Annotated in this window: 12 protein-coding genes; all 12 read right to left on the bottom strand. The window is 48.5% G+C overall.

What is annotated here, in order from left to right; all coding sequences use genetic code 11:
- Window position 1: 1 nt before the first annotated feature.
- Window positions 2-2,371 (bottom strand): glycoside hydrolase family 38 N-terminal domain-containing protein, encoded by a 2,370-nt coding sequence (locus tag H8698_RS10055; protein ID WP_249313369.1) that lies wholly within the window; start codon window positions 2,369-2,371, stop codon window positions 2-4.
- 18 nt (window positions 2,372-2,389) lie between these two features.
- The gene (locus H8698_RS10050; protein WP_249313368.1) at window positions 2,390-2,602 is read right to left on the bottom strand and encodes a DUF1653 domain-containing protein; all 213 of its coding nucleotides are present in this window, start codon (window positions 2,600-2,602) and stop codon (window positions 2,390-2,392) included.
- 13 nt (window positions 2,603-2,615) lie between these two features.
- Window positions 2,616-4,994, bottom strand: a complete 2,379-nt coding sequence (locus H8698_RS10045) for an endonuclease MutS2 (protein ID WP_249313367.1) — start codon at window positions 4,992-4,994, stop codon at window positions 2,616-2,618.
- An 18-nt stretch (window positions 4,995-5,012) separates the two neighbouring features.
- Window positions 5,013-5,954, bottom strand: coding sequence for a tetratricopeptide repeat protein (locus H8698_RS10040; protein ID WP_249313366.1), 942 nt, complete (start codon window positions 5,952-5,954; stop codon window positions 5,013-5,015).
- 35 nt (window positions 5,955-5,989) lie between these two features.
- Window positions 5,990-6,232 (bottom strand): RNA-binding S4 domain-containing protein, encoded by a 243-nt coding sequence (locus tag H8698_RS10035; protein WP_177678091.1) that lies wholly within the window; start codon window positions 6,230-6,232, stop codon window positions 5,990-5,992.
- 15 nt (window positions 6,233-6,247) lie between these two features.
- Complete coding sequence (trpS, locus tag H8698_RS10030; RefSeq protein WP_249313365.1) at window positions 6,248-7,246, bottom strand: tryptophan--tRNA ligase; 999 nt, start codon at window positions 7,244-7,246, stop codon at window positions 6,248-6,250.
- A gap of 75 nt (window positions 7,247-7,321) precedes the next feature.
- Window positions 7,322-7,927 (bottom strand): TatD family nuclease-associated radical SAM protein, encoded by a 606-nt coding sequence (locus tag H8698_RS10025; RefSeq protein ID WP_249313364.1) that lies wholly within the window; start codon window positions 7,925-7,927, stop codon window positions 7,322-7,324.
- The gene (locus H8698_RS10020) at window positions 7,924-8,685 is read right to left on the bottom strand and encodes a TatD family hydrolase (RefSeq protein ID WP_249313363.1); all 762 of its coding nucleotides are present in this window, start codon (window positions 8,683-8,685) and stop codon (window positions 7,924-7,926) included. The genes H8698_RS10025 and H8698_RS10020 overlap by 4 nt, the downstream gene beginning before the upstream one ends.
- Window positions 8,686-8,688: 3 nt before the next feature.
- Window positions 8,689-9,177: a ribonuclease HI gene (gene rnhA / locus H8698_RS10015; protein ID WP_249313362.1), complete on the bottom strand. Its 489-nt coding sequence runs from the start codon at window positions 9,175-9,177 to the stop codon at window positions 8,689-8,691.
- Window positions 9,170-10,135: a DHH family phosphoesterase gene (locus H8698_RS10010; protein ID WP_249313361.1), complete on the bottom strand. Its 966-nt coding sequence runs from the start codon at window positions 10,133-10,135 to the stop codon at window positions 9,170-9,172. Before H8698_RS10010 ends, rnhA begins: the two co-directional genes overlap by 8 nt.
- On the bottom strand, window positions 10,116-10,478 hold the full coding sequence (gene rbfA, locus H8698_RS10005) for a 30S ribosome-binding factor RbfA (RefSeq protein ID WP_249313360.1): 363 nt from the start codon (window positions 10,476-10,478) through the stop codon (window positions 10,116-10,118). The genes H8698_RS10010 and rbfA overlap by 20 nt, the downstream gene beginning before the upstream one ends.
- A gap of 40 nt (window positions 10,479-10,518) precedes the next feature.
- Complete coding sequence (infB, locus tag H8698_RS10000; RefSeq protein ID WP_249313359.1) at window positions 10,519-12,777, bottom strand: translation initiation factor IF-2; 2,259 nt, start codon at window positions 12,775-12,777, stop codon at window positions 10,519-10,521.
- Window positions 12,778-12,782: the final 5 nt, after the last annotated feature.

The raw sequence follows: 12,782 nt of genomic DNA, 5'->3' as shown, positions 1-12,782 counted from the left end.
GCTAATCCTCCTCCAGCATGCTGCTCTCATGAAAGCCTTCGCTGTCTTCTGTCAATGTTTTAATTTCTTCCGGCAGAAAGCTTACGCTGATACTTTTGCCAAACAATGTCACCGTCCCGCTTTGGGGTGCGTCTTTGTCGGGGTTAAAGCTCCGCACCACAAGTTTGTCGTTATCCTCCTGCTTCTTCACCACGGTTGTATAAAGTGCATCGTTGTCACAGTTAAAAAAACCATCGCAAGATTTTAGCGTTCCGGCGTGGTTCGCCTCAAGCAACACCCTGGGCGGATTGTTAAACGCGGTTGCTTCCGCCGCAAGGTTTTTGGGCCGCTGTGTAAACACCCGCAGCCTGCCCTTCGTTTCGCCCTGTCCCATATAACGGTAATCCGCTTTTTCCAGCTCCCTTGTTCTCAAATCGCCGAAAATGCAGTTGCGCAAAAGCGTTAAGCCAATGCTGCTGCCGGAAAAATGATAGGCAAAAATGCTGTCCATTGCAACATAAAAGCCGCTATTTTCAGAAATTAAGGAAATGTGCTCGCCAACAGGCTTTTCAAATTCAGAGGCAGGCCGCGCCTCAAAGCCATATGGCGAAGATGCAAAACAACGCAAATGATTGCTTCTACCCTGAAGCTCCAATTTCAGCGCAAAGCCTTTTTCTTGCCATAACACACGATAGTCGCAGTCAATATGTTCATTATAAAGCGTGTAGTAAACCTCCGCCACGGAATGGCCAAACCGCCATGTAGTTTTCAGTTTTGTAAGGCATAGCCCGTCTTCTGTTACCTCTGCCGACTCAAGCGTAAGATATTGTTTTTTATCCTCATAAACCGTCTTATTAAAGCCCCAGGTGTCGCACTGGTCCTCTAAGGCATAGGGACGCAAAAAACATTCTGTCAGCAGCTGTCCGTTTTCATACAGTGCAGGTGCGCCGGAGGAAACATCTACACGGAAACGGCCGTGTTCGGCGCCGATAACAGGTTTTGGTATGATATGGCCGCATGGCTTGTTTGTTTTTTTCACGATAAAGGAGCGGTATCCCAACGCCGGAATTTTTGCTGTAAACGCAAAGCGGGAACGAAAGCCCGGCACAACCGATTTTTCGCGGATAATCTGGCACGGAATTTTTTCTCCCAGCTCGTCAATCAGTTCAATGCCGCCTTCATACCACGGAAATTCCCAGGCCCACTGCACCTCTGCCTCAATCGCGCCGCAAAATGCCGCACAGTTTAAATTCCAAACAACTAAATTCCATTCGTTGTCAGGATTTTTTCCCGGCATTTTTATGTTGTTCGTCATGGCCTGCAGGGCAAACGTCACAATTTCATTTGTGGTTTGCAGGCTTCTTCCGTGGAGGTTGCGGGCGTCGAAATAAGCATCTTCAATGCAGGCGCCGCCCAAGATGTCGTGAAACTGGTTAAACAAAATGTCCTGCCAGCTTTTCCGCAGCTTCTCTGCCGGATATTCCATTCCAACCAGTTTTTCAGCCAAAACAGACGCTTTTTCTGCGTTTAACGCTCCATACTCTGCCAACCGGTTGTTTTTCTTAATTTCCGTAAAATTTGAATAAGGCCCAATAAACGTTACCTGTATTTCACCCTTAATGCGGCCTAAATCCTTTCCTTTCTGACGGTCAAAATAGTCCTCCACCGTTCCAAAGCGAAACTGTACCTTGTCTTGATATGTAACACGATATTGCTCAATTTTCGAGATTGCTTCCTTTGTTGGCGCGCCGCCGTGGTCTGTTACACCGAACACCACCAAAAGGTCTTGCCCATCGGGATTCTCCGCCACTTTTTTCAGCGTGTCCTCCTCAAAATGCTCGGTGAAAATTTCGCCGCCGTCGCCGCCCACACGGTAAGCCAGCACGCTTTTTCCTGCGCCGCCCTCCCAAACAAAAAGAGGAGCGTCCAGTTCATACTGTGCCTGATTGGGACGCCAAAAACAATAAAACTCAATACCGCATCCTGCCAGGATTTGGGGAAGATTGGAGCAGTGGCCGAAGCTGTCGATATTAAACGCCGCGCGGGACATTTTACCGAATTTTTGCAGCAGATAGCGCTGACCGTAAAGGCCCTGCCGCACATAGCTTTCGCCGGAAGCGGCATTGGTATCGGCCTGAAGCCACCAGCCCTCAGCAAGGTCCCACCGGCCCTCGGCCACCCGCTGTTTTATCTCGCAAAATAGCGCCGGATTTGTCTTTTCAATTTGCTCTAGCACAGCCGGAGCTGAAAAAGAATAGCAAAAATCCGGCGTTTCCTCCATTCTTTGCAAGACCGAACGAAAGGTCGCCGTTATGGAGGACAGCGCTTCGTCCCACCTCCACAGCCACACCGGATCGTAATGGGTGTTCCCTATCATAAAAATGTCTTTCACGCTGCATGCCCCCTATATTTATTCTCCGATATACGAAAACCGTGTTATCTTTTCTCCGTCCTTCTCAACCATCTCATTCCACATGGCCGCCGGGCGCACCCATAAACCGCGGTCGCCGTACAGTGCGCGGTAAACAACCATTTCCTCCAGCGTTTCCGAATGGAGGCCAACGCCCAGCACCTCATATTCATTTCCTTTAAAATGACGGTATTTTCCCGGTTTTATCTCCATTTTACCACCACTCCTATTTATCTTTCAGCGTAACAACCGTCACGCCCATTTCTCCTTCACCATATCTTCCTGCCCGGTAGCTATCCACGCAGGGGTGCCGCCTTAAAAATTCGCCGATGCCCGCGCGCAGAACGCCCGTTCCCTTGCCGTGAATAATGGTTACCTCATGTAAGGAAGAGAGGTAGCAGTCGTCCAAAAACTTATCCACTTCTAAAATTGCCTCGTCCAGCGTGAGCCCGCGAACATCCTTTTCCATTGATACGCTGGCCTGCTTCGACGCCTTAAAGGTAGCAGAAATCGTCTTCCCCTGCGTCTTTTTGTCCTGAACCTGTTCTTTTCCGGAGGTTAAATCGCTTAAATTCGTTCTAATTTTCATAATGCCCGCCTGAACAAACAGCGCGCCTTTTTTGTCCGGCAAGGTTAAAACAGATGCGTCGGTGTCCAGCGACACAATGTGAACGGTTTCGCCCAGCTTCACCTTCTTCAAGGTTTTTACTCTGGGCCTGTCTTTTCCTGCGCCCTGTGTAATTTTTTCCGACTCCCGCCTTAAAGCATCCTTTGCTTTTTCCGCCTTTTCCATTGCCTCGCGGTAAGCGGTTGTGTTTTTCAGCTCCCGAAACTCCCGCAGCGCCTCTTGGGACTGTTTTTTCGCACTCTCCACAATCGCCATGGCGTCTGCGCGGGCCTGCTGCATGAGCTTTGCCTTTTTCTCCTCCAGCCTGTCTAATTCCCTGCGCATGTTTTCTTTAAAAATCCGCGCATCCCGGGAGGCGTTTTCCGCCAAACGCCTGTCTTCCTCCGCCCGTTTTCTGCTCTCCTCTAATCCCGCTATTACGTCTTCTAATTTAATATTGTCGTCAGTAATCCGCTTTTTTGCGTTTTCAATTACGGTTTCACTCAGGCCAAGCCGTTTGGAAATGGCAAAGGCGTTGCTTTTGCCAGGCACGCCAATCATCAGGCGATAGGTAGGCGAAAGAGTGGCAACATCAAACTCGCAGGATGCGTTTTCCACTCCCTGCGTGGATAAAGCATACATTTTAAGCTCGCTGTAGTGCGTTGTAGCGGCAATGCGCGCGCCGAAGTTTCTTAAATATTCAATAATGGAAACCGCCAGGGCCGCGCCTTCGGTGGGGTCTGTTCCCGCGCCCAGCTCATCTGCCAGCACAAGGGAATTTTGTGTGACCTCATTTAAAATGCCCACCAAATTCACAATGTGAGAGCTAAAGGTGGATAAATTCTGCTCAATGCTCTGTTCATCGCCAATGTCGGCGAATACGTTGTCGAACACCGCCATGGTGCTGCCGGAGGCGGCGCTGATGTGCAGGCCTGACTGGGCCATTAACGTAAACAGCCCCAATGTTTTAAGGGACACTGTTTTTCCGCCTGTGTTCGGGCCGGTAATAATCAGCGTGTCGTAAACGTCGCCTAACGATATGTCAATGGGCACCACGCGCGTTTTGTCCAAAAGCGGGTGCCGCCCGCTCTTTATCCGGATAACGCCCTGGTCGTTTAACTCTGGCTCCGCCGCGTTTTGAGAAAGGGACAGCCGCGCCTTGCAAAAGATAAAATCCAGCTCATAAACCGTGTTAAAATTGGCAAGAATTTGTTCTGCAAACTCTGACACAAAGGCGGACAGTTCATATAAAATCCGCTCAATTTCTTCCTTTTCCTTGCCCTTCAGTTCCGTAATTTCGTTGGTCATTTCCACCACGCTGGCAGGCTCAATAAACACCGTAGAGCCAGACGACGATGCGTCGTGAACAATGCCCTTAATTTCATTCTTATTTTCGGCTTTCACCGGAACCACATACCGTTCTCCCCGCATCGTGATAATAGGTTCCTGCAAAAACTTTTGAAACCGACCGGACGTAATGATAGAATTCAGCGTGTCGCGGATTTTTCCGGCCTGTGTTTTTAATTTTCTGCGAATAGCAAAAAGAGCGGGGCTGGCTCCGTCGGCCATTTCGTCCTCGCTGATAATTTTTTCGTTGATTTCGTTTTCAACCTGTTTTAAGTTTTCTAAGGCATCTGAAAGCGCGCGCAGGTTCGTTCCTTCGCTGGGCTTATCCTCCTCGATATATGCTTTCAGCCTGCGGGCCGTGGACATCGCCGTGCTTAAAGAAAGCAGTTCATGCATGGTCATGGCGCCGCCGCGCCCGGTGCGCATCACCGCGCCGCTCACGTCTGATACAGTAAAGCCCGGCGCGCTGCCCCGGCGCAGCAGCACTCCCGCCGCCTCAGTGGTTTCCTGCTGCATTCGCTTCACCCGGGCAAGGTCTGTTTCCGGGGCTAAATTTAAAATCCGCTCCTGCACCTTTTCGTTTTGTGTGTAGCCTTTCAGCATGTATAATATTTTATTAAATTCCAGTGTCTGAAATGTTTTTTGGTTCATTTTTTCTCCCATCTATTTCTAAATAAAGGGATCGTTTTCGTCATCTTCTAAATCGGGAAGTTCTTCATATTCAATAACCGGCTCTTCCTCGCCGTCATCGTAATATTCTAAATCCTCCTCTTGTGTTTCCTCGCTCTGGGCATTGCTTGAAAAGGAACCCAGCTTGTGGGGAATGTCTGCATTTTTCTCCTGCAGGCTCTTTTCAAATGTTTCCAGTTCGTCGGCCTTAATGGTAGACATAAACGTAATTCTGCACTTTTTGCCGTCTTCCACCAAATCCAGCGCAGTGTCAAAATCACCGAGCTTCATATACACATAGGCCGCGTCGTAATAGGCCTCCACAAAATAAGGCTTTTTTTCAATCAGCTCGTCTGCATATTTCTTCGCCTCGCTGAACCTGCCCATTTTAATGTAAAGCTGAACACAATTATCCAAAATAACAGGGTCTGACGAGTTATAGTCATATGCTTCCCTGTTGTAGCTTTCCGCTTTTCTTCTGTTGTTCTTTAGAAGATACAAATATCCCAAAGTCCCATAGGTAGTGGTGTTAACATAATTCACCGTAACTTCTTCCAACTCTTCAATTGCCTCGTCAATCCTGCCGGTTTTCAAAAGCAGCACCGCTAAGTCTGCCCGCAGCTTCAGCCGGAGTTCGGGTTTCAGCCTCTGAATTAAAAGATGGTTATAAATCTCCTCCGCTCGCTCAGTTTTTCCCTCGCGGAGCAGATAATAAGCATAGGCCTCCTGCTGGCCAATGGTCATGCCGCGCCGAAAGCCGCGCTCAAACCATTCGAGCGCCTTTTCAGGGTCTTTTGAATAGACCGCTTTCGCTCTGGTGGTGCAAAACTCAGAATACCATCTAAAATACCCGTATGCAATCACCGCCAATACCGCTCCAATTCCAATAAAAACATTGAACCGGAACGCCTGTACGATTAGATAAATTACAGCAATAAACAAAATTGCATTCCACATACCCGTTTGCCTGTTCCTTTCTAATTCAACACGCGGTAAAGTTCTGCCGCGCCGTCTTTTGTCGTATGCTCCGCCACCTTTAAAACTTCAAACTTCGAAATTTTTTCGCCGAACCGAAGCTCTAAAATGTCGCCCGCTTTCACGTCGTAAGACGCTTTTACGGAATTTCCGTTGACATATACACGGCCGCTGTCACACGCTTCATTCGCCAGCGTCCGCCGTTTTATAATTCTTGATACTTTTAAAAATTTGTCAATTCTCATATCGTTTCTCCACAATTATTTCGCAATAAATCCTACTTTTTTATAAACCTTGCGCAGCGTTTTGCTGGCAATATAGCTTGCGGCCTCGGCACCCTTTTTATACACCGACTCCACATACTCCTTATCGCCCTGAAGCCGGCAAAATTCTGCCTGAACAGGGGCCAACGTGTCTGCAACCGCTTCACCCACAGCCAGCTTAAACTCGCCGTAACCCTTGCCTTCAAAGTCCTTCTCAGCCTCTTCCACCGTCTTGTTTGTCACGGCGGAATAAATCGACAACAGGTTTGTCACGCCCGGCTTATCGGCAGCACTTTTAATTTCGCTGCCCGAATCGGTCACCGCACGTTTAAATTTTCTGATAATGGTGTCTTTGTCGTCTAAAAGCCGGATACAGCCGTTGGGATTGGGGTCAGATTTCGACATTTTATTTTCCGGCGACTGCAAACTCATAATCCGCTGCCCAACCTTTGGAATATATGCCTCGGGAATGGTAAAGGTGTCGCTGTAGTAATGGTTAAACCGGTTTGCAATATCCCTGGCGATTTCAACATGCTGCAGCTGGTCGTGGCCCACCGGCACCAAATCCGCCTGATAGACCAAAATATCCGCCGCCATTAAAACGGGGTAGGTAAACAGTCCCGCATTGATGTTATCAGCATGCTTTTTCGATTTTTCCTTAAACTGGGTCATGCGGGAAAGCTCGCCCATCTGCGCGTTACAGCCCAGAACCCATGCAAGTTCTGCGTGCGCGCTTACGTGGGACTGGATAAAAATCACCGATTTTTCCGGATCAATCCCCGCCGCCATATACTGCATTAAAACCTCCAGCGTTCTGCGCCGCAAATCCGCCGGGGTTTGCCGCACGGTGATGGAATGTAAATCCACAATACAGTAGATGCATTCATAGTCGTCCTGCAGCTTTGCCCAGTTTTTAATCGCCCCTATGTAGTTTCCCAGTGTCAAATCGCCTGACGGCTGAACGCCTGAAAAAATTCTTTTTTTTGCGTTTTCCATGTTTCATTCCATACCTTTCTGCCCGAAATTTTAAAATAACACCCGGCCGGGCCCGCCCAGATGCATTATAATAAGCTATTCAATCAGATCCCGTACCCGCAGACGCGCGCCTGCGTCTTCTGCAATTTTCCTGCAGGCCTCAATGTCTTCCGGGGGCAAAACGTCAACCACGCTCATAACCACCTCGGGAACAACTTTTTTACATGCTTTTGCAAAATCAATTAACCCCTGAAAGCTTTCTTTTCCATAAATGCTCTTACACAGTTCGTCATATTCCTCTGCGTTTTTTGCATTTAAACTGATCGACACAACATCAATCAGTCCATGAAAACGCGGCGCAACATTTTCGCCGTAGAACAGGTTTGCCTGCCCGTTGGTGTTAATGCGGATTTTTGAGTCAAAATTTTCTTTTATGAATTTTGCACAGGCAAGAACCGCATCTAAACGCATGGTAGGCTCTCCGTAACCGCAGAACACCACCTCATCATACTTTTGGGGATTAAACCGTTTTATGTCTTCTATCATTTCTTCCACCGTTGGCTCTTTTTCCAGCCAAAGGTTCACATCGCCGATGCCGCAGTCCTTATCGCGGACGCAGAACGAACACCGGTTTGTGCAGCGGTTTGTCACGTTTATATAAAGTGTGTTTTCAAGCACATAGCATATCGTCAAATAAATCACCTGATACCATAAAATTTTTTGCCGTTCTCCAAAGTTACCTTTGCCAGTTCCTCTGCGCAAATTCCTTTCAGCTCGGCGATTTTAGCGCAGGTGAACTTTACATTGGCCGAATTGTTCCGCTCTCCCCTGTGGGGTTCAGGCGTCAAATACGGGCTGTCGGTTTCAATGAACAGGCGGTCCGCCGGCACCATTTTTGCAACCTCTTTCACCTTCGGCGCATTTTTAAATGTCACCTGCCCGGCAATGGAGATGTAAAAGCCCAAATCCAGCAAAATTTTTGCCATTTCACAGCTTCCGGAAAAGCAGTGCATTACGCCGTTATAATATCCCACTTTTTTCAGCAGTTCCAGCGTATCTTGATGTGCGTCCCGGTCGTGGACAATAAACGGCATGTTTAAAGCCTGCGCCAGGTGCAGCTGTTTTTCAAACCAAAGCTTTTGCACATCTCTGCCTGGCTCGTCATAGTGGTAGTCCAAACCGATTTCGCCAATGGCAACCACTTTTTCATGCTTTGCCATGTCCGCCAGGGTTTCTAAATCTTCGTCCTGCATTTCGCCCACCTCGTTTGGGTGAACGCCCACCGCGGCATAAATAAAATCATACTGCTCGGCAAGAGCAATGCTGTTTTTTGAAGACGTAAGGTCAGCCCCCACGTTCACCGCCAGGGAAACGCCTTCCTTTTTTAAGTTTTCTATCACAAGTTCGCGGTCTGGATCGAACTTTTCGTCGTCCAAATGTGTATGCGTATCAAAATACATGGTTTACAATTCCTCCGGAGTGTATCCTTCATCCTCTGCCAAGTCTTCGCCTGCGGCGGCCGCCACAGCCAGTCTGTCGCACCGCTCGTTTTCCGGGTGCCCAGCATGGCCCTTCACCCAATGAAACTCCACATTGTGTTCGTCTAACAAAACCAAAAGGCGTTCCCACAGATCCACATTCACGGCCGGGTCCTTCTTGTTCCGCATCCAGCCGTTTGCTTCCCACTTGTAAACCCAGCCCTTTGTAATTGCGTCAATCACATATTTGCTGTCGCTGAAAACGCTTACGTTACAGGTTTCGTTTAACGCTTCCAGGCCTTTAATCACCGCCAAAATTTCCATGCGGTTGTTGGTGGTGAGCAAAAACCCTTCCGACAATTCTTTCGCGTGGCCTTTATATTTTAGAACAACGCCATAACCGCCGGGGCCGGGATTTCCACTGCACGCGCCGTCTGTAAACAGCTCAATTGTCTTAAGTCCCGATTCAAACATTGGTTTCTCCCAAATTTTCTGTAATAATGTTCACTAATTTCTGTAAAACTGCGTCAACGTCCCCTACCGCAACAAAGGCTGCTGCGTTTTTGTGTCCGCCGCCGCCAAACATGCTGGCCGCGCGGGACACGTCTAAAACGTCTTTCCCGCGGAGGGAAACGCGTTTTGAGGTTTCGTCCTTATCCTTTACCAAAATTGCCACCTCAACGCCAACCACACTCAGCGCAATGTTGGGCAGCTCCTCAACGTCGTCATATTTTAAACCGTATGTACCAATAAAATCCTCCGGGCATTTGAGCATTGCCACTCTGCCGCCGGCAAAAAATTCAATTCGTTCCGCCGCCTTGCCCATGAAAATCAGTTTTTCATATTTTACCGTATCGTAAAGAATTTCTGTAATTTTCCTGTGGTTAATGCCGCGGGACAAAAGCGCCGCGGCGGTTTCAAAGGTCTCTGGAGTGACATTGGAGTATTTAAAATGCCCCGTGTCTGTGGAAAGCCCTGTATACATAGCTTCACAGGCAGCAACCGGAATATCCTCCGTTAGGCGGCACGCAAGCTTATACACAATCTGTGCCGTGGCGGCACTTGCAACTTCCTTGTGACACCAGTTGCCAAAACTGTCGCCGGAATAGTGGTGGTCTACACTTAAAATACAGGGAACCGCCCGGCAGGTATCGGCTAAGGTTCCCATACGTTCAAACGTAGCGCAGTCCAGCACCAGGGCGGTGTCCGCATCGCTTTTTGTGCTTTCCCCGCCAATAACATATTCGCTGCCAAGGTAGGAAAACCGCGCAGGCAATTCCTTTTCCAGATAAATGACCGCTTCTTTTCCGATTGATTCTAACACATACTTCATTGCGAAAGAAGATCCCAGCGCATCTCCGTCAGGGTTTAAATGTGTAAAGATTGCAACCTTTTTTGATTTGTTCAGTTTTTCAACTATCTTCCCCAGCATTCGTTTTTGCCTCCTTGTGAAGAAGTTCATTGATTCTGGCGCCATGCTCAATGGAGTTGTCGTCTTTGTAAATAATTTCAGGGGTGTACCGCAAATTCAAGCGGTGTCCAAGCTCCCTGCGGACAAAACCTGCTGAGTTTTTCAGCGCTTTCAGCGCTTCCTTCTTTTCTTCTGCGCTGCCGAAAATGCTTACATATACTGTGGCATAGCGAAGGTCGGGCGTAACGGAAACCGACACGACACTTGTCATCATCGGCACGCGGGGGTCTTTTAAATCCCGCAGAACATCTGAAAGTTCACGGCGCACTTCCTCATTAATTCTGTTGATACGGTTTGCTGCCATACAAGTTACTCCTTTGTAAATAGAATAGGGTTTCTATCTATTATCTCTCAACTTCCACCATATTAAACCCTTCAACGACATCTCCTTCTTTAATATCGTTGAATTTTTCGATAGAAAGGCCGCACTCATAGCCCGAAGCCACTTCTTTCACATCGTCTTTAAACCGCTTTAAGGAGGCAAGCTCACCCTCATGGACAACAATACCGTCGCGCACCAGACGCACCTGGGTGTTTCTGGTAATGGTTCCATCTGTCACATAGCAGCCGGCAATGGTACCCACGCCGGACACTTTAAACGTCTGGCGGATTTCCGCATGGCCTGTAACCTGCTCGCGGAAGGTGGGCTCAAGCATACCCTTCATGGCGGCTTCGATTTCTTCAATTGCCGTGTAAATAACGCGGTAAAGCCTGATGTCAACGCCCTGGCTTTCGGCAGATGCCGCCGCGCCCATATCGGGCCGCACATTAAAGCCAACAATAATGGCGTTTGACGCATAGGCCAGCATCACGTCGGATTCGCGGATAGCACCGACGCCGCTGTGAATTACGTTTACACGCACTTCCTCGTTGGAAAGCTTTTCTAACGACTGTTTCACCGCCTCAACCGAACCGTTTACGTCGGCTTTAATGACAATGTTTAAATCTTTTATCTGGCCTTCTTTTACTTTATCAAAGAAATCGTCCAGCGTTACCACATTGTGGCTGCCGATACGTTCCTCTTTCGCTTTTTGTTTTCTCTTCTCTACAACATTTTTGGCCATGCGCTCGTCATCAACTACATAGAACTCATCGCCGCCCTCCGGCACCTCATCAAGGCCTAAAATCTCAACCGGAACAGACGGGCCTGCTTTTTTAATTTTCTTCCCCTTGTCGTCAAGCATTGCACGAATATGGCCAAACGCTGTGCCCGCCACAACGGTGTCACCGATTTTCAGCGTTCCGTTTTGTACCAATACAGACGCAACCGGGCCGCGGCCTTTGTCAAGCTTCGCTTCAATCACCGTACCCTTGGCCTTTCTGTTGGGATTTGCCTTTAAGTCACGCATGTCAGCAACTAAGAGAACCATTTCCAAAAGGTCTTCAATGTTCATTCTCTTTTTCGCAGAAATCTCCACGCAAATGGTGTCGCCGCCCCAATCTTCGGGAATAAGGCCGTGTTCCGTCAGCTCCTGTTTTATCCGGTCGGGGTTTGCGCCTTCTTTATCAATTTTATTAATGGCTACAACAATGCCCACATTGGCGGCCTTGGCGTGATTAATAGCCTCAACGGTTTGGGGCATAATGCCGTCGTCCGCTGCAACAACCAAAATTGCAATGTCCGTCACCTGGGCACCTCTGGCGCGCATGGCAGTAAACGCCTCGTGTCCGGGCGTATCCAAAAACGTAATTTTTCTTTCGTTTACCCGCACGCGGTAAGCACCAATGTGCTGCGTAATACCGCCGGCCTCTGTTTCAATCACATTTGTGCTTCTGATGGCGTCTAAAAGTGAGGTTTTACCGTGGTCAACGTGGCCCATAACAACCACTACGGGAGAACGGTCTTCCAACTGTTCGGGGGCGTCTTCAAAGTCGTTAAACAAAATGTCTTCGTCGGTTAAAATAATTTCTCTTTCCACAATCGCACCAAAATCTTCAGCAATTAAAGAGGCGGTGTCAAAGTCAACCGACTGGCTGATAGAGGCCATAACACCCAGCATCATCAGTTTTTTAATCACCTCAGTTGCAGGAACCTCCAAACGCTCCGAAAGCTCTCCTACGGCAATTTCGTCAGGAATCTTAACTGTAATGGGACCCTTGTTCACCTTTTCTTCTTTTTGTGCTTTTGCCTTGTTTTTCATCTGATTATTGTCGCGGAATTTGCTGCCCTTTTTCAGCTTTTGCTTTTTCACGCTGTCGTCAGACACATTCGTCGGAACCAATTCTTCGATGACTTCGTCGTCAATTTTGTTCAGTTCAACGACGGTTTGACGCGTGTCAACATGGCGAACCTTTCTTCCGATTGGCTCGTCAGCCGCTGGAGTACTTTCCTGGGCCGGATTGGGGTTGGATTCCGCCGCCTGTTTGTCCTTTTTGCCTTTTTTCGCCGGTTTTGGTGCTTCCGGTTGTTTTCCAAACACGGGAACGGGAACCTTTTTGTCGTAGGCCTGTGTCAGCCGTTCAAACAAAACATCAAGCTCCTCCTGCTCCAACGCGCTCATATGGTTTCTGGTCGGAAAACCAAATCCTGCCATAAGGCCGATGATCTCTTTCGAGTTTGAATCCAGCTCCTTTGCCAGTTCATGTACTCTCACTTTCGTCATAAACG

The sequence above is a fragment of the Congzhengia minquanensis genome (assembly GCF_014384785.1).
In the GTDB taxonomy this organism is placed as follows: domain Bacteria; phylum Bacillota; class Clostridia; order UBA1381; family UBA9506; genus Congzhengia; species Congzhengia minquanensis.
Note: the sequence above shows the minus strand (reverse complement) of the source record. Positions and strands in the feature narration are given on the sequence as shown.